Consider the following 20753-nt stretch of genomic DNA (forward strand, 5'->3'; position numbering starts at 1 on the left):
TTACCATGGCCCTTTCCAGCCGGAGGGCGTGCCATGCAGTACGAAGGGAGCTGTCATTGCGGGCAGATCGCATTCGTGGTCGAGGCCCCCGAGCCGATCAGCGAGGCGCTGGACTGCAACTGTTCGTTGTGCCGCCGGCGCGGCGGCCTGCTGTGGTTCGGGCCGCGCGCCGCGCTGGACCTGAAGACGGCCGCGGCCGACGTGGCCACCTACCAGTTCAACCAGCACCACCTGGAGCACCACCATTGCCGCACGTGCGGCGTTGCCCCGTTCAGCGAGGGCGTGGACCCGCGCAGCGGGCAGGCGATGGTGGCGGTCAATGTACGCTGCCTGCCCGGGGTAGACCTGGATGGGCTCACGATCACGCGGTTTGACGGAGCAAGCAAGTAGATGAAACGGACGAACGGGCGCCACGCGGGCGCCTTGGCAGGGATGCTGCTGCTGGCCCTGGCCGGCTGCAGCAAGCACCAGAGTGCCGCCGATGGTGCTGCCGGCGGGGCCGGCGCAGTGGCCTCGCCCGATGGCGCGTCGCTGGCCTACGAGCATGACATCGACATCCAGCTGGACGCGGCGCAGATCGGTGCGCGCGTGAAGGCGATCGCCGATGCCTGCCAGGCCGCCCGCTTCGGCGACTGCGCGGTGCTGCAGGTCGGCCAGCAGGGCGGTGAGTACCCAACCGGGTCGATCCGCGTGCGCATCGCACCCAAGGGCGTGGAGGCGATCATCGGGCTGGCCGGGCAGGGCGGCGAAGTGGCCTCGCGCAACACCCATGCCGAAGACCTGGCCCAGCAGGTGGCCGACACCGCGCTGACCAAGGCGCGCCTGCAGAAGGAGCACGAGCGCCTGCTGGCCTACCAGGACAACAAGGACGTGAAGATGGCCGACCTGCTGGTGATCACCCAGCGGTTGTCCGAGATTGAAGCCGGCGTCGAGCAGGCCAGCAAGGAGGCCGCCCAGCAGCGGCGCCGCATCGATACCCAACTGGTCACGATGCAGTTCCACACGCCATCGGGGCAGCGCAGTCGCAGTGAAATCGGCGAGGCGCTGCGTGAGTCCGGCACGATCCTGACCACCAGCGTGGCCTTCGTGATCCGCGCCGTGGCCGCCTTGCTGCCGGTGGCGCTGATCGCGTGGCTGTTCGGCTGGATCGGGTTGAGGCTGTGGCGTCGGCGCCAGCGTCGCGCCGCGCGTGCCGGCTGAGTAACGCCCATGCGGTGCCGGCCTGGCCGGCACCGCAGGCGCATCAGCCTTCGTCGTTCTCGTACTCGACGAACACATCCAGTTCCAGCGCCAGCTCCTGCACCGCATCGCGCACGCGCTGGGCGGTATGGGCGTTGCCTACTTCCACTTCCAGTTCGTGGGTACCCGGGCCGATGTCGTCGGACAGGCCCGCCGAGCTGGAATCGTCGTCGTCCATGTGGGGCATCAGGTCGTCGGTCTCCTCGACATGCTCGATGCCCTCGATGCTCTGCAGCAGGTCGGAGATGGCACGTGCGTCGTCTTCGGTGCCGGTAATTCGGAGTCGCAACAGGGCCATGGAATGCGCCTTGGGGGAAAGGAACTCCAGCCTAGCCAGCGCGTGGACAAGGCCGGGTGAGGACGGGTTGAAACGTTCGTTGGGGCTCAGGGGCGGCCGAGCAGCTCGTCCGGCAGTGCCGGTATCGGCGTGCGTTCGTCCAGCGCCTCGCGCTTGAGCCAGTCCATGAAGGCCAGCGCGGTGGGGCTCAGCGGGCGGTGTTCGGCGTGCACCACGTAATAGGCGTAGCGCGCCTTCAGTGCCGGGCCCGGCAGGCGCACCAGCTCGTAGCGCTGCAGGTAGGGCTGGGCGATGTGCTTGCGCGCCAGCACGGCGCCGATCCCGTAAACCGCCGCACGCATCGCATCGGTGCTGTCGCTGAAGGTGTGCAGCGATGGCAGCGTCAGCCCGCGCACCCCGGCGGCACGGAACCAGTCGCGCCAGCCCTGCGGGGACATGTCGCTGATCAGCGGCAGCGCGGCGATCTGCGCCGGTTCGTGCAGTGCCGACACCCCGGCCAGCGCCGGCGACGCAACCGGGCACAGTTCATCGTCCATCAGGTGGTGCGCGCGCAATCCCGGCCATTGCCCCAGGCCATAGCGGATGCCCAGTTCCGGCCCGTTTTCGTCGAAGCGGACCAGCTCGGTGCTGGTCTGCAGTTCGATGCGCACCTGCGGATGCTGCGCGGTGAACCGCGCCAGCCGCGGCACCAGCCAGCAATAGGACAGCGAGCGGATGGTGGTGATGCGCAGCGGCACGATGTCCGCGTGCGGATGCAGGTTGCCGGCGACCGCGTTGAGATCACCCAGCGCCGCCGCCGCCGCGTCGGCCAGTTGGCGGCCTTCGGCGGTCAGCCGCACCCCGCGTGCATGGCGCTGGAACAGCATCGTGCCGAGCAGGTCTTCCAGCTTGCGCACGTGGTGGCTGACCGCGCTCGCGGTGAGGTGCAGCTCCTCGGCGGCGTGGGCGAAGTTCTGGTGGCGGGCGGCAACGGCGAACACCCCCAGGGCGGGGAGCAGGGCGGGGCGCAGCAACATGGTCAAGACCCAAATCAGATTTGTGGCTTGCCCGGATACTACGCGCTTGTGGGCCTCTGCCGGGAGGCGGATCCTGTGTCCCTGTCCCCCGGAGCCGCCCCCATGTTGTCGTCCGCGAACGTTCCCCAGCCGCGCATCCGCCTGTGGTCCGGGGGCCGGCCATGAGCGGCGTGCCGACGGCCAGCGCCGCGCTCGAGCGCGACTGGCGCACGCCGCTGGAGCTGACCGTGCTCGGCGCGATCTGGGGCTGCTCGTTCCTGTTCATGCGGGTCGCGGTGCCGGCCTTCGGCCCGTACGCACTGGTGGAAGTGCGCCTGCTGCTGGGCGCGCTCGTGCTGCTGCCGTTCCTGTGGCAGGCGCGCGACCGGTTCCCGGCCCGGCGCTGGCTGTGGCTGGCGCCGATCGGGGTGATCAACTCGGCCATCCCGTTCGTACTGTTCGCGTGGGCCGCGCAGCGCGCCCCGGCCGCCATCGGCGCGATCTGCAACGCCATGACGGTGCTGTTCGCCGCGCTGATCGCCTTCCTGTTCTTCGGCGAGAAGATCGGCATGCGCCGGGCCATCGCCCTGCTGGTCGGCTTTGCCGGCGTGGTGGTGCTGGCCACCGCCAAGGTCTCGGGCCTGAGCATCGGCGCGGCAGTGGTGGCCGGTGCCGTGGCCGCGCTGCTGTATGGGCTGGGCGTCAACCTGGTCAAGCGGCACATGACCGGCCTGCCGCCCGCCGCCTCGGCCGGCGCCACCCTCGGTTGCGCGGCCGTCGCGTTGCTGCCGATGGCGCTCACCCACTGGCCGACCACCCCGATCCCGACCCTGTGCTGGGCGTGCGCGGTCGCGCTGGGCGTGGTCTGCACCGGTCTGGCGTTCCTGATGTTCTATCGCCTCATCGCCCGCATCGGCCCGGCCCGCGCTTCCACCGTCACCTACCTCGTGCCGATGTTCGGCGCGCTGTTCGCCTGGCTGTTCCTGGGCGAGGCGGTGACCTGGGCGATGGTGGTGGCCGGCGTCTTGATCCTCGGCAGCGTCGCGGCCTCGCAGAAGCGGTAGCCCGGCCGGTCCGCGTGCAGCCACCCATGGGATGGCTGTACCCGTGCATGCCCGCGCGATGCCGCTCCGTTACCGCACCGGCACCGCGATGTTGCACAGGTCGATATGCCCCGCCGGCCGCTTGTAGAAATCATCCACCCGGTTGCGGCGCGCCTCCACCACATCGGCGAACGTTTTGGATTCGGTGCGCAGCACCTCCAGCGTCGGCCGCTCGGCCGCCGGCACGTCCGTCGCGCGCTGGATCGAGCGGATCGGCGTGCGCTGCGCGGCGTCGGCATAGAAACCCATCGGCGCCGGCCCGCGCGGCAGCGCGCTCAGCAGCTCCATCCCCTGCAGGACCCGACCCACCACCGTGATGTTGCGGTCCAACTGGCGCGGCGACTGCCCGGTCACCACATACAGCTCCGCCCCGATGCTGCTGTCTTCCTCGTTGCTGCGGCCCGCGCCCAGCGTGCCGTAGCAGTGCGCCAGCCACGTCTTGCCGTCCCGCCGGTCCTGGCCGACCGCGAACCCATCGACGAACCCGGTCTGGTCCGCCCAGCCATCGCGGTCGGGCAGCACGCTCACCTTCAGCCCCTTGCTGTCGCGCTGGAACTCGGCCGGGAGCTTGCGCCGGGCCGACCCCAGTGGCTTGGCCTTGGCGGCATCGTCGGCATCGATATCACCGAACTGCACCACGAAGTTGTCCTGCGCCCGGTACACGGTTTCGCCGTCCCAGAAGTGCTCGTGCGCCAGCGTCTGGATATTGGCCACGTGCTGCGGCGCGAAGGCCGGTGCCAGCTCGATGATGACCTGGCCCTTGTCCAGGTTCATGTACAGCAGGTTGGCTGGATCGGGAATGCGCCAGTCGCTGGCCGGCGACGCGTCCAGGATCTGCTGTGGACTGCGGTAGGGCGTGGCCGCGCTGGCGGCGACGGGCAAGGCGCAGGCCAGGACGAGGGCGAGCAGGGCAGGGCGACGTAGCGACATGGCGGACCCGATCAGGAATGTCGCCTGATTCTGCGTGAAGCGGCTACCGGGCCGCCACCCCGCCGCCCCCCCTGTCCCCCGGCACGGTGACTAAGGGCACATTCGCTATACCGGACTTCACACTAGTGTTGACTTCAACGTAGTGGAGACCCGGCCATGTCCGATGACGACGTCTACCTGAAGAAGTTCCAGAAGGAGCTCAGCGCCGGCACCGTGTCCCTGGCGATGCTCGCCGTGCTGGCCAGGGCCGGCGAGCCGCTCTACGGCTACCTGATCGCCAAGGAACTGGAGCGGGTCGGCGAGGGCGTGCTGAGCGGCAAGCAGAGCGCGCTGTACCCGGTGCTGCGCAACCTGGAGGGCGCGGGGTTGCTGGAGAGCCATGTCGAACCGTCGATGGCCGGACCGCCGCGACGCTATTACCGCATCAACGAACGCGGCCGCCAGGTGCTGGAGCAGTGGAGCCAGGCCTGGCGCGCCACCCGAGATTCCGTCGATTCCGTGTTGGAGGGGGTACTGCAATGAACGACCAGACCACGACGGGCAGCCGCCTGCCCACCACCATCCCGGACTACCTGGCGCAGCTGCGCGCGGCCCTGCACGACGCCGATCCGGCGATGGTGCAGGACGCGTTGTACGACGCCGAGGAATACCTGCGCTCGGAACTGGCCGCGCAGCCCGGGCGCAGCGAGGCCGAGGTGATCGCCGATGTCGCCGGCAGCTATGGCGCGCCGGAGGAGGTCGCCGAGATCTATCGCGAAACCGAAATCACCGTGAACCGCGCGCTGCGCACGCCGTCGGCCGGCGCGGCCCCAGTGCGGCAGGGCGCGGTCGTCGCCAGCGGGATGGCGGCCGCGACGGGCAACGTCGCGCCGCCCCCCTCGCCGGCGCCAAAGCCACGCGGCGTGCTCGCGCGCTTCTTCGGTGTCGCGCTGGACGCCCGCACCTACGGCGCGCTGTTCTACATGCTGCTGTCGCTGGCCACGGGCATCTTCTTCTTCACCTGGGTGGTGACCGGGCTGTCGCTGTCGCTGGGGCTGCTGGTGCTGATCATCGGCATCCCCGTGGCGGTGCTGTTCTTCGGCTCGGTGCGCGGCCTGTCGCTGCTGGAAGGGCGCCTGGTGGAAGCCCTGCTGGGCGAGCGCATGCCGCGACGGCCGGCCTATACCGACCGCAGCCGCAGCTGGCTGCAGCGTATCGGCGACATGTTCACCGATGGCCGCACCTGGCTGACCCTGCTGTACTTCGTGCTGATGCTGCCGCTCGGCATCGTCTACTTCACGATCGCCACGACGCTGCTGTCGATATCGCTGGGCTTCATCTGGGCACCGGTGGCGGCATTGATCTCCCCGGAGTACGTGGGGATCCATATCGACGGCACCCAGATGCTGCCGCTCTGGATCACTCCGCTGCTGGCGGTGGTCGGCATGCTGCTGCTGTTCGCCACCCTGCACCTGGCGCGCGGTATCGGCCGCCTGCACGGGATGATGGCCAAGCACCTGCTGGTGCGGCTGTAGCTGCCGACCGTTGATCCGCACGGGCAACCGTGGCGTGCCGGCCGTTGGCCGGCGCCACGCGATGCGCAACGAAAGCGCCGCCGACCGACGGCCGGCATTACCGTGCGTCAGCCCGCCTTGCGCCGCAGCGGGGTCACGTTGCTGGCGATCTTGGCCGCCTTCTTCGGCTTGGCAGTGGCCGGTTGCGCATGCGCCGCGAAGAAATCGCGCACCTTCGGGTACACCGTCTCACGCCAGCGACGCCCGCTGAAGATGCCGTAGTGGCCGGCGCCCTCGACGATGAAATGCTCGCGATGCTCGGCCGGAATACCGCTGCACAGCGCCTGTGCCGCTTCGGTCTGGCCCAGCCCGGCGATATCGTCCAGCTCGCCTTCGATGCTCAGCAGCGCGGTGCCGGTGATCGCGGAAGGATCCACGCGCTCGCCGTTGACGACCCACTCGCCGCGCGGCAGCAGGAACTGCTGGAACACCACCTCGATGGTGTCCAGGTAGTACTTGGCCGGCATGTCGAGTACGGCGTTGTACTCGTCGTAGAAGCGGCGATGCGCGTCGGCATCTTCCATGTCGCCCTTGACCAGGTCGGCGTAGAAATCCCAGTGCGAACTGAAGTGCCGGCTTGGGTTCATCGACAGGAACCCGGCGTGCTGCAGGAAGCCCGGATACACCCGGCGACCGGCGCCGGGGTAGGTGCCCGGCACGGTGTGGATGACATTGTTCTCGAACCACGACAACGGGTTCTGCGTGGCCAGGTTGTTGACCGCCGTGGGGCTGCAACGCGCATCGATCGGGCCGCCCATCATCACCAGCGTGCGCGGGGTCGGCTCGCCACGGCTGGCCATCAGCGACACCGCCGCCAGCACCGGCACGGTCGGCTGGCACACGCTCACCACGTGCAGCTTCTCCGCACCGAGGTGGCGGATGAATTCCTGCACGTAGGCGATGTAATCGTCCAGGCCGAACTCACCCTCGCTGCCCGGCACCATGCGCGCGTCCACCCAGTCGGTCACGTACACGCGGTGGTCGCGCAGCAGCGTACGCACGGTATCGCGCAGCAGCGTGGCGTGGTGGCCCGACAACGGCGCCACCACCAGCACGAACGGCTGGTTGAGCATGGTGTGCAGCTGTTCGGCTTCGTTGCTGTGGCGCTTGAAGCGCAGCAGCTTGCAGAACGGCTTGCTGACCTCCTCGTGCACCACGATCGGCACGCGTTCGCCCTCGACCTCGATTTCGTTGATGCCCCACTCGGGCTTCTCGTAATCCTTGCCGATGCGATGGAACAGCTCATTCACCGCGGACAGGCGATCGGCGCCGGGCATCTGCGACCACCAGTGTCCCGGGTTGGCGAAGAACTTGGCGTTGGCCTGGGCCTGGTGCACCCACGGGGCGAGCATGTTGCGGGTCAACTCATGCAGCTGATAGAGCATGGCGTCCGAATATGTATGGTCTTATGTTGCCGCGCAGCATAGCGCACCGACGGGATCGGCGCCTTAATGCGGGGCTTGTCTCAGTTGTTATCGAGATTCAGCGATCCGCGCGTTCCAGCGCGGCGGCGTGCCCGGCCAGCAGCGGCGACAGCCAGCAGTGCGAGCCCAAGGCTGTGAAGCCGGCCGCCGTGAGCTGGCGGCGGTACCAGCGCGCGGGGCGGGCCTGGAAGCCCTCGTGGTCGCCGTCGAACTCGTCCTCGGCGCTGAACGCCTCCAGGAATGCCACGCCGCCGGTCAGTTCGGCAAAGCCGTCCAGGGCGGGGCGCAGCTCACGGCTGGGGACGTAGTGCATCACGTCCGAGCAGACCAGCAGGTCGACCGGCGCACACGGGCGCAGCCAGGCGAAATCGCCGACCCGGGCCGGGTGCAGGTTGCGGCTGCGGCCATAGCGCTGCACGGCGTAGGCGCTGCTGTCGAAGCCCATGTACTGCACGCGCGGGCGCAGCTTCAGCAACGGCGCGCGCCATGCCCCTTCGCCGCAGCCGATGTCCAGCACGCTGCGGATCGGGCGTTCCAGGTAGTACTCGGCGCTGGCCACGGCCAGGGCGACCTTGCGCGCCAGGCGCGCGGCGCCACCGGCCTGGTCGGCCTGGTACCAGCGCTGGAAGTAGGTGGCGTCGTAGGTCTTGTCCATGGCGATCATGCGAAGTCGTGAAAACGGCGCCTATCGTACGGGTAGTGCCGCGCGATGGGGGCCGGGGTGAGTCGATGGGTCGCGCCGGCGCCCCGGCAGTGGTGCCCCCCGGGCATGCGAGAATGCGCGACAACCTACGCCAGCCGCCGGAGCGAGCGCATGCAGAGCTATTACTGGGTCAAGACCTTCCATCTGCTGTTCGTGGTGGCCTGGATGGCGGCGGTGTTCTACCTGCCGCGGATCCTGGTCAACCTCAGCGAGACGGCCGGGCAGTTGCCGGTGACCGAGCGGCTGCAGTTGATGGGCCTGCGCCTGTACCGGTTCGGCCACATGATGTTCGGCATCGCGTTGATCCTGGGCCTGGTGCTGTGGCTGGGCTACAAGGTGATCCCGGATTTCCCGACCATGGTCGCGCCGGGGGCGGCCGCGTGGCTGCATGCCAAGCTGGGGCTGGTGGTGCTGCTGCTGGTGTACTACTCGTGGACCGGGCGCCTGCTCAAGGGCAACGTGCGCGGCCGCCCGCTGCCGTCCTCGCGCGCGCTGCGCTGGTTCAACGAGCTGCCGCTGGTGCTGTTCATCGGCGTGGTGTGGCTGGTGATTGCCAAGCCGTTCTGAGGGGCGGCCGGGGCGGTGTCGGCCGCGTCAGCGGTTGGGTCGCCGCGACGGCTGCGGCAACGGCAACGGCAACGGCAACGGCAGCCGACCAACGGTCGGCTCTACGGGGCCGTGCATCGGGGCCGCGCATCGGGGTCGCGCATGGTGGGCCGCGCAGGGGGCCCGGGCACGGGGCCGGGTATGGGGTCGCGCATGGGGGCCCGCGCATGGGGCCGGACATGGGGGGCGCGCATGGTGGGCCCGTCGGATTTACTGGATGAGATAGCCGATACCGCCAAGGCCAGCCTCGAGCCGGGCCGCAACGGCGAGGTGCTGCTGCGCCCGTGAGGGCGACGCCGGATCGGTAGAGCCGACCGTTGGTCGGCTGCCTTGGGTAGGGCACCGCGATAGCCGACCAGGTATAGGGGCCGGGCATGGGGGCCGCGCATGGTGGGCCCGTCGGATTTACTGGATGAGATGGTCGATACCGCCAAGGCCAGCCTCGAGCCGGGCCGCAACGGCGAGGTGCTGCTGCGCCCGTGAGGGCGACGCCGGATCGGTAGAGCCGACCGTTGGTCGGCTGCCTTGGGTCGGGCACCGCGATAGCCGACCAGGTATGGGGGCCCGCGCATGGGGCCGGGCACGGGTGTCGCACATGGTGGGCCCGCGCATGGGCCCGCGCATGGGGCCGCGCATGAAAAAAGCCGGGCGCGTTGGCGTCCGGCTTTTTCGTGGCGCACTGCTGGGGTGGCTCAGACCGTTTCGTAGGTGCCGTAGCTGCGCAGGCGGGTGTAGCGCCTGGCCAGCAGTTCGTCCACCGACAGCTTCTGCAGCGCGTCCAGTTCGTTGAGCAGTACGGCCTTGAGGCGCTTGCCCATCTGGTTCGGGTTGCGGTGCGCACCGCCGGTCGGCTCGCGCACGACCTTGTCGATCAGGCCCAGGCCCTTCAGGCGCGGGGCGGTCATGCCCAGCTGCTCGGCCGCGTCCTTGGCCTTGCCCGCGTCCTTCCACAGGATCGAGGCGCAGCCTTCGGGGGTGATCGTGGAGTACACGCTGTATTCCAGCATCACGGTGCGGTCGCCCACGCCCAGGGCGAGGGCGCCACCGGAGCCGCCTTCGCCGATCACCGTGCAGATCACCGGCACCTTCAGCTCGGCCATCTCCAGCAGGTTGCGCGCGATCGCTTCGGACTGTCCGCGCGATTCGGCATCGATGCCCGGCCAGGCGCCGGCGGTGTCGATCAGGGTCAGCACCGGCAGGCCGAAGCGTTCGGCCATCTTCATCAGGCGCAGCGCCTTGCGGTAGCCCTCCGGCTTGGGCATGCCGAAGTTGCGCTTGATCTTTTCCTTGGTGTCGCGGCCCTTCTGGTGGCCGATCAGCATCACCGAGCGGCCGCCGATGCGCGCCAGGCCGCCCATGATCGCCTTGTCGTCGGCGAAGGCACGGTCGCCGGCCAGTTCCTGGAACTCATCGCAGATGATGCGGATGTAGTCGGCGGTGTACGGGCGCGAGGGATGCCGAGCCAGCTGCAGGACCTGCCAGGAGGACAGGTTGCGGAAGATCTGCGCGGTACGTACCCGCAGCTTGTCCTGCAGGGCGTTCACCTCGGCCTCGACATTGACCGCAGGGCCGGCGCTGGCGCTGCGCAGTTCCTGGATCTTCGCCTCCAGATCAGCGATGGGTTGCTCGAAGTCGAGGTAGTTCGGATTCATCGGAAACCGTCGTGAAGAAAAGAGGGAAAGTGTAGCCGAATGCGCCGAAAAGCCCCGTACGCCGTCGTCTGGAAACCGAAGGTAGCGCAGCGGGGCGGGGGGCGCCAGTCAGCTCAGGGCACGACCAGGGCGGCGCTGCCCATCAGGGTGGCGCGGGTCTGCACGAAGGTGTTGTAGCCCGTGTTGGCCTCCACCGGCAGATCGGCGCCGAGGCGTGCGGTGGCGGCGGTGAAGGCCATCTGTGCCTGGAAGGCCTCCTGCTGCAGCTGCAGCTGGGCGTCGGCGGTGGTGGCCTTCAGGTAGCGCGCATACAGCTCGCGCAGCGGGGCGGCATGGGCCTCGAAGGCCGGGGCCAGCGCGGGCAAGGCGGCCGGTGCCGGCTCCAGCGTGAAGACCGGGGCCTGGTAGCCGGCCGGCTGCTGGCGGCGGTAGGCGCCCGGCTCGCCGCGGCTGGCCTCGACATAGGCGATGAAGTCCGGGGCGGTGAAGATCTTGGTGCTGATCCGACCGCCGGTCGCGTCGACGTGCGCCACGGTCTGTTCGTCGGGGAACGGTTCGCGCACGCCGAAGCTCCAGGCATGGTCGATGAACAACGCGTGGGTCAAGCTGTAGGGCCCGTCGAAGCCCACGCCGCCCAGCTCGATGTGCTGGTTGGGGGTGCCGAAGTGCTTGAGCTTGTCCGGGTCGGTCACGTAGATCTCGCTGGCGATCACGTACTCGGCCAGCGTCGGGTTGATCAGGCCGCCCTTCCCGCGGGCGTAGACGATGAACCGCACATCGCCCAGTGCCGGGCTCTGCAGGTGGTGCTCGCCGGGCTTGAGCTTGACCGGGCGCGAGGCGTGCGCGGCGATCGGCAGTTCGTTGCCGTCGATACGCAGGGTGAGCGGCACGTCGCCCGGGTTGTCGATCTCGAAGGTCTGGGACGGGCTGGAGCAGCCGGCAATGGCAACGGCTGCAAGCAGCAGCACGGCGAAACGCTTGATCAAAACACGGTACCTGTCGAACGGATGGCGCGGGTCAGTTTGCCCACGGTGGGCTGTAGCGCACCTTCAGCGTGCGCACGGCGGGGTCGGCGCGCAGCGCGTCGACCAGGTGGCTGTCCACGCGCACGGCGATATCGCCGGCCACGTCGAGCATGCCGGCCACCGGTCCCTGTTCGGAACCGAGCAGCAGGTCCAGGCGCAGGGGCGTGCGGCCCGGGCGGTGGCGGTCGAGCAGCGCGTTGACACGGGTCCACACCGCGCTGTCCTGGCGCAGGTCCAGCCGCAGCGACAGGCGCGTGGCGTAGTTGGCGCAGATGTCTTCGTAGTCCCAGACCTGGCGGATGCGCAGGGCGTAGCCGCCGTTGAACTCGTCCTCGCGCAGGCCGCCCTTGACCACCAGGATGCGGTCCTTGGTCATCAGGTGGCCGAACTCGGCCAGGCCATCGGTGAACGCGCTGCACTCCACGCGGCCCTTGCCATCTTCGAGCTGCATGAAGATCTGGCTTTCGCCCTTGCGGCGCACGCCCACGACCAAGCCGGCCAGGATCACCGGGGTCTCCTGGCGCCAGGCCCGCTTCTCGCCATCCTTGCTCGGGCGCGCCGGCGGGATCAGCTTCTCAAGCATGCCCAGGTCGGTGCCGACCAGCTCCTTGACGTCATCGGCGTACGGGTCGAACGGGTGGCCGCTGAGGTAGAACCCCAGCGTTTCGCGTTCGCCTTCCAGCAGCTGGCCCAGCGCCCACTCTTTGGCCTCGGGCAGTTCCAGCTGCATCGCGGTGGTCACCGGGTCGGGCGCGCCGAACAGCGAGTTCTGGCCGGAGGCCTTCTCGCGCGCCATCTGGTCGGTGGCCTTGAGCACTTCAGGCAGCTGCAGCATGAGCGATGCGCGGTTCTTGCCGAGCCCGTCCATCGCGCCGCAGTTGATCATCGCTTCCAGCGTGCGCCGGTTGAGCTTGCCCGACTCCGACCGCATGCAGAAATCCAGCAGCGAGGCGTAGCGGCCGCCACGCTGGCGTTCCTCCACGATCGCCTCGCAGGCACCCTGGCCGACGCCCTTGATCGCGCCCAGGCCGTACACGATGGTGTCGGCACTGGACGCTTCGAACATGTACGCCGACTCGTTCACCCGCGGCGGCAGCACGGTCAGGCCGAGGTTGCGCACCTCGGCCAGGAAGCCGACCACCTTGTCGGTGTTGTCCATGTCCGAGGACAGCGTGGCCGCCATGAACTCGGCCGGGTAGTGGCGCTTGAGCCAGGCGGTCTGGTAGCTGACCAGCGCGTAGGCGGCGGCGTGGGATTTGTTGAAACCGTAGCCGGCGAACTTCTCCATCAGGTCGAAGATGGCGTCGGCCTTGGCTTCGCCCACGCCGTCCTTGGCCGCGCCTTCGCGGAAAATCTCGCGGTGCTTGGCCATCTCGGCCGGCACCTTCTTGCCCATCGCGCGGCGCAGCAGGTCGGCGCCGCCGAGCGAATAGCCGCCCACGATCTGCGCCATCTGCATCACCTGCTCCTGGTACACCATGATGCCGTAGGTGTCTTTCAGGATCGCTTCGGTGCGCGGATCGGGGTAGATGATTTCTTCCTGGCCGTGCTTACGCGCGTTGAAGGAGGGAATCAGGTCCATCGGGCCGGGGCGATACAGCGACACCAGCGCGATCAGGTCTTCGAAGCGGTCGGGGCGCGCGTCCTTGAGCAGGCGGCGCATGCCCGAGGATTCGAACTGGAACACCGCGCCGGTATTGCCGTTGGCGAAGATGTCCTTGTAGGTGGCCACGTCGTCGAGCGGCAGCGCGGTGATGTCCACCGGCGGGATGCCGGCGCGCTCGTGGCGCTTGTTGATCGCCTTGACCGCCCAGTCGATGATGGTCAGCGTGCGCAGGCCGAGGAAGTCGAACTTGACCAGGCCGATCTCTTCGACGTCGTTCTTGTCGAACTGAGTGACCGGGTTGCGGCCGCGGCCGCCTTCATCGTGTTCGGCGAACAGCGGGCAGAATTCGGCCAGCGGTTCGGGCGCGATCACCACGCCGCCGGCGTGCTTGCCGGCATTGCGGGTGAGGTCTTCGAGCTGGCGGGCCAGGTCGATCAGGTCGCGGACGTCGTCCTCGTTCTGGTAGCGCTGGATCAGCTCCGGCGAGGCCATTTCCGAGTCCTTGCCTTCGCCCATCGCATCCTTGAGCGAGATGCCCAGGATGTTGGGAATCAGCTTGGAGACGCCGTCGACCAGGCCATACGGGAAGCCGAGCACGCGGCCGGAGTCACGGACCACGGCCTTGGCGGCCATGGTGCCGTAGGTGATGATCTGGCTGACGCGTTCGCGGCCGTACTTGCGCGCGACGTAGTCGATGACTTCGTCGCGACGGTCCATGCAGAAGTCGATGTCGAAGTCGGGCATCGACACGCGTTCGGGGTTGAGGAACCGCTCGAACAGCAGGTTGTACGGGATCGGGTCGAGGTCGGTGATCTGCAGCGCCCAGGCGACCAGCGAGCCGGCACCGGAGCCACGGCCGGGGCCGATCGGGATGCCCTGGTTCTTTCCCCACTGGATGAAGTCGGCCACGATCAGGAAGTAGCCGGGGAAGCCCATCTTGATGATGGTGGCCAGCTCGAATTCCAGACGCTCGAAGTAGTCGGCGCGGGTCTTGCCTTCGGCGAGCGGGTTCTTTTCCAGGCGCGCTTCCAGGCCCCTGCGCGACTCGGCGCAGATCCAGCTGTCGAGGGTTTCCTCTTCGGGCACCGGGTAGTTGGGGAGGAAATAGGTGCCCAGGCGCATCTCGATGTTGCAGCGCTCGGCCAATGCGAGGGTGTTGTCGATCGCATCGGGGATGTCGGCGAACAGGGCGCACATGTCCTCGGCGGACTTGAGGTACTGCTGGTCGCTGTAGTCGCGCGGGCGCTTGGGGTCGTCGAGGACGCGGCCGGACGAGATGCAGACGCGTGCTTCGTGGGCGGCGAAATCCTCCGGCTGCAGGAAGCGCACGTCGTTGCTGGCAACGACCGGCAGGCCGCGTTGGCCGGCGGCGAGCAGGGCAAACTGGTTGAAGGCTTCTTCGCCATCGCGCCCGGTGCGGGTGAGCTCCAGGTGCAGGCCATCGCCGAATACGCGCTGCCAGTCGGCGAGCTGCTGTTCGGCCAGGTCGTGGCGGCCTTCGCTGGCCAGGCGGCCGGCGAGGCTGTCGCGGCCGGCGAGCGCAAAGAGGTTGTGGCACCCTGCCTTGAGCCACTCCGGGTGCACGGCGACGCCGCCCTCGGGGCGATGGCCTTCCATCCAGGCGCGGGTGAGCAGGCGGGACAGGCTCAGGTAGCCGTCGCGATCGCGGCAGAGCAGGGTCATGCGCCAGGGGGTCATGCCCTCTTCGGCGATCATGATGTCGGCACCGGCGATCGGTTTGATGCCAACGGTTTCGGCGGCCTTGTAGAACTTGACCAGCGCGAACAGGTTGTTGAGGTCGGTCACTGCCAGCGCGGGCAGTTTCAGTTCGACCGCACGGCTGAGCAGGTTGGCCTGCTTGGCTTTCTTCGGGTCAGCCTGATCCGGCTTCGCGGGGACACGGATGGTCGAATCCGCCAGCGAAAACTCGGTGTGGACGTGGAGATGTACGAAACGGGAAGTGGACATGCCGGGCCAATGTAATGCCCGGTCAGGGTAGCGGCGCGGGCGGGGACGGACAAGGCTTGACAGGCCAGGTCGGGCGGCGGGCGTTGCGGGGTGGGTTCAGGTTTCAGGGTTGGTTTTGCGGGTGCTGGGGGCGATTGGCTGACGGCAACTGCAACTGCAACTGCAACTGCAACAGCAACGGCAACAGCAACGGCGCCTGTCTTATGCTGGTGCTGAGGGTGGGGTGGCGGAGGCAGGGTCGCGGGACACGCCGCAAGTACGTCCCTGTAGGCTCGACATGCGCCATCCATGGCGCATGACGGTCCCGCGACCCTGCCTCCACCACCCCTCTACACATCTCTGGGGCGCATGGGGGAAGCGGGAGCAGGAGCAGGAGCGGAGCCAGGAGCAGGAGCGGAGCGGAGCCAGGAGCAGGAGCGGAGCCAGGAGCGGAGCTAGGAGCAGGAGCGGAGCCAGGAGCGGAGCTAGGAGCAGGAGCGGAGCCAGGAGCCGGAGCGGCTTGGTCGAGGGGTGAGAGAGGCGCCCCCGTGGGGGGAGGGGGAGGTAGTGCCGAGCGTTGCTCGGCACCTGAAGCCAAATCCAAACCCAAATCCAAACCCAGATCTAAATCCAGACCCAAATCCAAACCCAAACCCAAATCCAGATCCAAACCCAAATCCAAACCCAAATCCAAATCCAAATCCAAATCCAAATCCAAACGCGGATCAAGAACAGACCCAGATAAAAATCAGAGCCAGACCAGACTCAGCTTCCGCGTCTGCATAATCCCCAGATATCGACCCATCCCCTGCTTCCCAGCGCCCCCAAGACCTGCTCCTAAAAACCCCTGCGCACCGATCATCTGTCGAAGGGGGGCACGGTTGGGTTTGCGGGACCCGTTTTGCGCCATGGATGGCGCAAAAGGAGCCTACATGGACGTACTTGCGGCGTGTCCCGCGAACCCAACCGTGCCCCCCTCAACCCGTAACCACCGGCAATCAGGCTCTGGCTCTGGCTCTGGCCTTGGCTCTGGCTGTAGCTGTAGCTGTAGCTTTCAGCTCCGGCTCTTAAAAAAACCAAATCACCCCGCCAACACAACCCCGTCCTCAAAACACGCCCGCACCGGCGCGAAACTCCGCCGATGCTGTGGACAGGGGCCGTGCGAACGCAATGCAGCCAGATGGGCCGGCGTCCCGTAGCCCTTGTGCTGGTCGAACCCGTACTCCGGGTGCTGCGCGTGCAGCCCCAACATGAAACGATCGCGACTCACCTTGGCCAGGATCGACGCCGCCATGATCGCCCGGTCCAGCCCGTCGCCGCCCACCAGCGCCTGCGCCGGGCAGGGCAGCCCCTTGGGCACCACGTTGCCGTCGATCCGCGCGAACTGCGCCACGTGCGCCACCCCCTCCACCGCACGCCGCATCCCCAGCATCGTCGCCTGGTAGATGTTCAATGCGTCTATCTCGCCCACCTCCACCATCACCACGTGGAAGGCCAGCGCACGTTCCTGGATCCGGTCGAACAACTGATCACGCCGGGCCGCCGTCAACTGCTTGGAATCATCCAGCCCGTTCAGGCGCGGCCGGTCCGGGCAGAACACCACCGCCGCCACCGCCACCGGTCCCGCCAACGGACCACGCCCAGCCTCGTCCACCCCGGCTACATAGCGGGGCGCCACCGTCGCCAGTGCCGCCCCGTCGAACAGCGCCAGCGACGCCGCCGCTGCGTGGCGCCGGCTCACGCCGCCGCCTTGCGCGCCAGCAACTCGGCCACCGCATCGGCCGCACGCGCCGACGCGTCCTGCCGCAGTTGCAGGTGCAGCCGCTGGTAAGTGTCCTGCAGGTCGATCGCCCGTTGCGGGTGGTCGAACCACTGCAGGATCGCCGCGGCCAGCTTGTCGGGGATGCAGTCGTGCTGGATCAACTCCGGCGCCAGGTCCTTGCCCGCCAGGATGTTCGGCAGCGCGAAACGGTCCACCTTGATCAACCCCAGCGCCTTCACGATCCGATAGGTCAGCTCGGCCACCCGGTACCCCACCACCATCGGCCGCTTCACCAGCATCGTCTCCAGCGTCGCCGTGCCCGACGCCAGCACCACCACGTCCGCAGCGATCATCGCGTTGCGCGCATCGCCATCGAGCAGGTGCGAGTACGCCACCGGCAACGCCGAGCGCGACAACTGCTCGCTGATCAACTGGCGACACGCCGGGTTGGCTGCCGGTACCACCACGTGCAGCCCCGGAATGCGCTCGGATACCTGCCAGGCCGCCTCGAAGAAAGGCCCGCCCAACCGGCCGATCTCACCCAACCGGCTGCCCGGCAGCACCGCCAGCACTTTCGCGTTGGATGGCAGGCCCAGCGCCGCGCGCGCCTGCTCGCGGTCGCTGTGCAGGGGAATGTCGTCGGCCATCGGATGCCCGACGAAGCGGGCATCGATACCGTGCCTGGCGTAGATCGGCGGCTCCATCGGGAACAGGCACAGCACCAGGTCGGCGCTGGCCCCGATCTTTTCGGCGCGCTTCTCGCGCCAGGCCCACACCGACGGGCTCACGTAGTGCACCGTGGTGATCCCGCGTTCCTTCAGCCAGCGCTCCACGCCCAGGTTGAAGTCCGGCGCATCGATCCCGATGAACACGTCCGGTTCCCATGCCAGCGCCCGCGTGCGGAACTCGCCGCGCAGCTTCAACAGCCGCGGCAGGTGGCGCAGGATCTCCGTCAGCCCCATCAGCGCCAGCTCGCTGGCATCGAACCAGGTCTGGCAGCCGGCGCTGCGCATCGCATCGCCGCCGATGCCGGCGAACTCCGCATTCGGGAACCGCGCCTTGAGCTCGCGCACCAGGCCCGCGCCGAGCAGGTCGCCGGAGGCTTCGCCGGCGACCAGCGCGATCCGCACCGGCCGCGTCGAGCCATGCGCGTGGACCACCCGCTCGAGGGCATCGGCCGCCGTCGCCAGGTCGATGATCTCGGCGGTCGTGCCCGCTGGAAGGTGCCCGCCCGGCGCCGTCATCGCAGCAGCGGCCTCTCGGCGTGCTCGATGAAGTCCAGCAGGTCCTTGACGTCGGCACTGTGCTCGGCCTGTTCGGCCAGCTGCAGCTTGGCTTCGGCCAACGGCAGGCCGGCCACGTAGAGCGTGCGGTAGGCGCGCTTGATGCTGGCGATGCGCTCGGCATCGAAGCCGCGGCGCTTGAGGCCTTCGCTGTTGATCCCGCGCGGGCGACCCAGCGAGTCGCTGCCCACCATGGTGAACGGCGGCACGTCGCCATTGGTCAGCGCGCCCATGCCCAGGAAGGCATGCGCGCCGATCCGGCAGAACTGATGTGCCCCGGCGAAGCCGCTGATGATCACGTAGTCGCCGACGGTGACGTGGCCGGCCAGCGTGGTGTTGTTGGAGAACACGCAGTGGCTGCCCACATGGCAGTCGTGGGCCACGTGGGTGTAGGCCAGCATCCAGTTGTCATCGCCAACGGTGGTGATGCCGCCGCCACCCTCGGTGCCGCGGTTGATGGTGACGAACTCGCGGATGACATTGCCATCGCCGATCACCAGCTGGGTGCGCTCGCCGTTGTACTTCTTGTCCTGCGGCTCGCCGCCGATCGCGGCGTGGCCGATGAAACGGTTGTCGCGGCCGATCCGGGTCGGGCCGTGGATCGAGCAGTGCGGGCCGACCTCGGTGCCGGCGCCGATCTCGACATCGGCGCCGATCAGGCAGAACGCACCGACGCGCACATCCGCAGCCAATCTCGCCGACGGGTCGATGACCGCGGTAGGGTGGATGAGAGGGGCGTTGTTGCTCATTGCAGGTCTCCTGCCTGGGTCATTCGCGGGTGCCGGCGCACAGCACTTCGGCGCAGGCGACCACCTCGCCGTCGACCTTGGCCACGCAGTCGTACACCGCCATGTTGCGGATGACGCGTTTGATCTCCACGTGCATTTCCAGCACGTCGCCGGGCACTACCTGCTTGGTGAAGCGGGCCTTGTCCACCTTGACCATGTAGAACAGCTTGGACTGCGCGTCACGGCCGAGGGTCAACTGGGTCAGCACGCCACCGGCCTGGGCCATGGCTTCGATGATCAGCACGCCGGGCATGATCGGCTGGCTGGGGAAGTGGCCCTGGAAGAACGGCTCGTTGATGCTGACGTTCTTGGTGGCGATGATGGTCCGCTTCTCGTAATCGATCGCGATGACCTTGTCGACCAGCAGGAACGGATAGCGGTGGGGGATCAGTGCCTGGATCTGCTTGATGTCAGGCATCTTCTGGTCGTGGCTCATTCCTTCTCCTTGCTCACAGACAGGATGCGACGGGCCAGGGCATCCAGCTGCTTGAAGCGCGCGGCGTTCTTGCGCCACGTGCGGTTGTCGGTCAACGGGGTGCCGGACGAGTACTCGCCCGGCTCATGGATGGAGTTGCGCACCACCGACTTGCCGGTGATGACGACCTTGTCGCAGATCTCGAGGTGGCCGACGACGCCGACATGCCCACCGAGCAGGCAGTAGCGGCCGATCTTGGCGCTGCCGGCGATGCCGGTGCAGCCGGCGATGGCCGAGTGCGAGCCGATCTGGACGTTGTGCGCGATCTGCACGAGGTTGTCCAGGCGCACGTCGTCGTCGAGCACGGTGTCTTCCAGGGCGCCACGGTCGACGCAGGTATTGGCGCCGATCTCGCAGTCGTTGCCGATGCGCACGCCGCCCAGTTGGGGCACCTTGATCCAGGCGCCGGCGTCCATGGCCAGGCCGAAGCCGTCGGCGCCGAGCACGGCACCGGGATGCACGCGGACGCGCTTGCCGAGCCTGACCCGGGTAACCAGGGTGACCCGGGCAATCAGTTCGCAGCCGGTATCCAGGTGGCAGTCCTCGCCGATGATGCTGCCGGCACCGATGATGCAGTTCTCGCCGACGCTGCTGCCGGCGCCGATGCTGACGAACGGGCCGATATGCGCGCTGGCGGCCACCTGGGCGCTGGGGTCGATGACCGCGCTCGGATGGATGCCCGGCGGTCGCGATGGCGCGATGTCGAACAGCGCCGCGATCTTGGCGAAGGTGGTGTACGGGTCCTTGGCGATCAGCGCGGTGCCGGGGGCGGCATCGGCGTCCTCGGCGCGCAGCACCACGATCCCGGCCTGGCTGTCGGCCAGCAGGGAGCGGTAGCGCGGATTGGCGAGGAAGGTCAGCTGGCCGGGGCCGGCATGGGCGAGCGTGGCCACGCCATGGATGGCGGTATCGGCCTGGCCATGGACCTGCAGGCCAAACTGCTCGGCGAGTTGCTGGGCGGAGTAGGTAGGAGTATTCACCGGGGGAGTTTACCGTGCGCCGCCGAAACGGTCATGCGGGTCGGGGTTTTGGACATTGGCCGGCTAGTGGTGGCGTGGCGCCCTGGCGGCTGTCGCGCGGGCTCATGGCGGTCAGCCACGTCCAGGACAGGCGTAAAGCCCGTCCATGGGTGCTGGTGGGCGGCATCCATCAGTCCAACGGCCCAGGCCAGGACGCCCCGCCACGGCCCGGACGATTCGGTGCCAGCGCGGACGAGGAGTGCCGGCCGCTGGCCGGCTCCCGTTGATCCCGGGCATTCGTACCAAGCAAGGGTCGATACGCACCCCATGCGGTACCGAGCCACGATCACGCCCAGCCCGACTCGGCACCGATCATTCCCCACCCAAAAAACGAAAACGCCGGGC

General features: G+C 68.2%; 19 protein-coding genes. 6 read left to right on the forward strand and 13 right to left on the reverse strand.

Features of this window, described 5'->3' with window-relative positions; translation table 11 throughout:
- Positions 1–33: 33 nt before the first annotated feature.
- Positions 34–390: a GFA family protein gene (locus AC06FD_RS08520; RefSeq protein WP_478077562.1), complete on the forward strand. Its 357-nt coding sequence runs from the start codon at positions 34–36 to the stop codon at positions 388–390.
- Positions 391–1200 carry a DUF4349 domain-containing protein gene (locus AC06FD_RS08525; protein WP_478077563.1) on the forward strand — a complete coding sequence of 270 codons (810 nt, stop codon included), beginning with the start codon at positions 391–393 and terminating at the stop codon, positions 1198–1200.
- 43 nt (positions 1201–1243) lie between these two features.
- Here the strand turns inward: AC06FD_RS08525 and AC06FD_RS08530 are convergent, their stop codons facing one another.
- Positions 1244–1537, reverse strand: coding sequence for a hypothetical protein (locus AC06FD_RS08530; RefSeq protein WP_259204024.1), 294 nt, complete (start codon positions 1535–1537; stop codon positions 1244–1246).
- Between the two features lie 86 nt (positions 1538–1623).
- A complete protein-coding gene (locus AC06FD_RS08535) occupies positions 1624–2553 on the reverse strand; it encodes a LysR substrate-binding domain-containing protein (RefSeq protein WP_259204025.1) in 930 nt (309 codons plus the stop codon).
- Positions 2554–2714: 161 nt separating this feature from the next.
- On the opposite strand from AC06FD_RS08535, the gene AC06FD_RS08540 reads away from it, so the two are divergent.
- Positions 2715–3596 (forward strand): DMT family transporter, encoded by an 882-nt coding sequence (locus AC06FD_RS08540; protein ID WP_478077564.1) that lies wholly within the window; start codon positions 2715–2717, stop codon positions 3594–3596.
- A gap of 69 nt (positions 3597–3665) precedes the next feature.
- On the opposite strand, the gene AC06FD_RS08545 is transcribed toward AC06FD_RS08540, so the two are convergent.
- On the reverse strand, positions 3666–4565 hold the full coding sequence (locus AC06FD_RS08545) for a peptidylprolyl isomerase (RefSeq protein ID WP_478077565.1): 900 nt from the start codon (positions 4563–4565) through the stop codon (positions 3666–3668).
- Positions 4566–4721: 156 nt separating this feature from the next.
- Between AC06FD_RS08545 and AC06FD_RS08550 the strand changes: the two genes are divergently transcribed.
- Complete coding sequence (locus AC06FD_RS08550) at positions 4722–5087, forward strand: PadR family transcriptional regulator (protein ID WP_259204028.1); 366 nt, start codon at positions 4722–4724, stop codon at positions 5085–5087.
- The gene (locus AC06FD_RS08555; protein WP_478077566.1) at positions 5084–6079 is read left to right on the forward strand and encodes a sensor domain-containing protein; all 996 of its coding nucleotides are present in this window, start codon (positions 5084–5086) and stop codon (positions 6077–6079) included. Before AC06FD_RS08550 ends, AC06FD_RS08555 begins: the two co-directional genes overlap by 4 nt.
- Before the next feature lie 107 nt (positions 6080–6186).
- On the opposite strand, the gene AC06FD_RS08560 is transcribed toward AC06FD_RS08555, so the two are convergent.
- Entirely contained in the window at positions 6187–7503 is a 1317-nt protein-coding gene (locus AC06FD_RS08560; protein ID WP_259204032.1) for a polyhydroxyalkanoate depolymerase, read from the reverse strand.
- Positions 7504–7600: 97 nt separating this feature from the next.
- Entirely contained in the window at positions 7601–8197 is a 597-nt protein-coding gene (locus AC06FD_RS08565) for a class I SAM-dependent DNA methyltransferase (RefSeq protein WP_259204034.1), read from the reverse strand.
- Positions 8198–8356: 159 nt separating this feature from the next.
- Between AC06FD_RS08565 and AC06FD_RS08570 the strand changes: the two genes are divergently transcribed.
- Complete coding sequence (locus AC06FD_RS08570) at positions 8357–8812, forward strand: CopD family protein (RefSeq protein WP_259204036.1); 456 nt, start codon at positions 8357–8359, stop codon at positions 8810–8812.
- 731 nt (positions 8813–9543) lie between these two features.
- On the opposite strand, the gene AC06FD_RS08575 is transcribed toward AC06FD_RS08570, so the two are convergent.
- The 8 genes from AC06FD_RS08575 to lpxD all read right to left on the reverse strand — a co-directional run bounded on the left by AC06FD_RS08575 (position 9544) and on the right by lpxD (position 20369).
- Entirely contained in the window at positions 9544–10503 is a 960-nt protein-coding gene (locus AC06FD_RS08575; protein WP_259204040.1) for an acetyl-CoA carboxylase carboxyltransferase subunit alpha, read from the reverse strand.
- Between the two features lie 113 nt (positions 10504–10616).
- A complete protein-coding gene (locus tag AC06FD_RS08580; protein ID WP_478077567.1) occupies positions 10617–11489 on the reverse strand; it encodes a hypothetical protein in 873 nt (290 codons plus the stop codon).
- A 31-nt stretch (positions 11490–11520) separates the two neighbouring features.
- Positions 11521–15102, reverse strand: coding sequence for a DNA polymerase III subunit alpha (dnaE, locus tag AC06FD_RS08585; protein WP_449334808.1), 3582 nt, complete (start codon positions 15100–15102; stop codon positions 11521–11523).
- A gap of 1060 nt (positions 15103–16162) precedes the next feature.
- A complete protein-coding gene (locus AC06FD_RS08590) occupies positions 16163–16822 on the reverse strand; it encodes a ribonuclease HII (RefSeq protein ID WP_259204048.1) in 660 nt (219 codons plus the stop codon).
- A complete protein-coding gene (gene lpxB / locus AC06FD_RS08595; protein ID WP_259204052.1) occupies positions 16819–18087 on the reverse strand; it encodes a lipid-A-disaccharide synthase in 1269 nt (422 codons plus the stop codon). Before lpxB ends, AC06FD_RS08590 begins: the two co-directional genes overlap by 4 nt.
- Positions 18084–18875: an acyl-ACP--UDP-N-acetylglucosamine O-acyltransferase gene (gene lpxA / locus AC06FD_RS08600; RefSeq protein WP_259204055.1), complete on the reverse strand. Its 792-nt coding sequence runs from the start codon at positions 18873–18875 to the stop codon at positions 18084–18086. Before lpxA ends, lpxB begins: the two co-directional genes overlap by 4 nt.
- A 19-nt stretch (positions 18876–18894) precedes the next feature.
- Positions 18895–19350 (reverse strand): 3-hydroxyacyl-ACP dehydratase FabZ, encoded by a 456-nt coding sequence (gene fabZ, locus AC06FD_RS08605; protein ID WP_259204058.1) that lies wholly within the window; start codon positions 19348–19350, stop codon positions 18895–18897.
- On the reverse strand, positions 19347–20369 hold the full coding sequence (gene lpxD / locus AC06FD_RS08610) for a UDP-3-O-(3-hydroxymyristoyl)glucosamine N-acyltransferase (protein WP_394161322.1): 1023 nt from the start codon (positions 20367–20369) through the stop codon (positions 19347–19349). The genes fabZ and lpxD overlap by 4 nt, the downstream gene beginning before the upstream one ends.
- Between the last annotated feature and the right edge of the window lie 384 nt (positions 20370–20753).

The sequence above is a fragment of the Stenotrophomonas sp. Steno-Z1 genome (genome assembly GCF_056393175.1).

Coding starts and splice junctions, on each gene's coding strand:
- AC06FD_RS08545 (WP_478077565.1), bottom strand. CDS start 4,565: ATGTCGCTACGTCGCCCTGCCCTGCTCGCCCTCGTCCTGGCCTGCGCC.
- fabZ (WP_259204058.1), bottom strand. CDS start 19,350: ATGAGCCACGACCAGAAGATGCCTGACATCAAGCAGATCCAGGCACTG.
- AC06FD_RS08520 (WP_478077562.1), top strand. CDS start 34: ATGCAGTACGAAGGGAGCTGTCATTGCGGGCAGATCGCATTCGTGGTC.
- AC06FD_RS08550 (WP_259204028.1), top strand. CDS start 4,722: ATGTCCGATGACGACGTCTACCTGAAGAAGTTCCAGAAGGAGCTCAGC.
- lpxA (WP_259204055.1), bottom strand. CDS start 18,875: ATGAGCAACAACGCCCCTCTCATCCACCCTACCGCGGTCATCGACCCG.
- AC06FD_RS08575 (WP_259204040.1), bottom strand. CDS start 10,503: ATGAATCCGAACTACCTCGACTTCGAGCAACCCATCGCTGATCTGGAG.
- AC06FD_RS08565 (WP_259204034.1), bottom strand. CDS start 8,197: ATGGACAAGACCTACGACGCCACCTACTTCCAGCGCTGGTACCAGGCC.
- AC06FD_RS08560 (WP_259204032.1), bottom strand. CDS start 7,503: ATGCTCTATCAGCTGCATGAGTTGACCCGCAACATGCTCGCCCCGTGG.
- AC06FD_RS08570 (WP_259204036.1), top strand. CDS start 8,357: ATGCAGAGCTATTACTGGGTCAAGACCTTCCATCTGCTGTTCGTGGTG.
- lpxB (WP_259204052.1), bottom strand. CDS start 18,087: ATGACGGCGCCGGGCGGGCACCTTCCAGCGGGCACGACCGCCGAGATC.
- AC06FD_RS08525 (WP_478077563.1), top strand. CDS start 391: ATGAAACGGACGAACGGGCGCCACGCGGGCGCCTTGGCAGGGATGCTG.
- dnaE (WP_449334808.1), bottom strand. CDS start 15,102: ATGTCCACTTCCCGTTTCGTACATCTCCACGTCCACACCGAGTTTTCG.
- AC06FD_RS08540 (WP_478077564.1), top strand. CDS start 2,715: ATGAGCGGCGTGCCGACGGCCAGCGCCGCGCTCGAGCGCGACTGGCGC.
- AC06FD_RS08535 (WP_259204025.1), bottom strand. CDS start 2,553: ATGTTGCTGCGCCCCGCCCTGCTCCCCGCCCTGGGGGTGTTCGCCGTT.
- AC06FD_RS08530 (WP_259204024.1), bottom strand. CDS start 1,537: ATGGCCCTGTTGCGACTCCGAATTACCGGCACCGAAGACGACGCACGT.
- AC06FD_RS08555 (WP_478077566.1), top strand. CDS start 5,084: ATGAACGACCAGACCACGACGGGCAGCCGCCTGCCCACCACCATCCCG.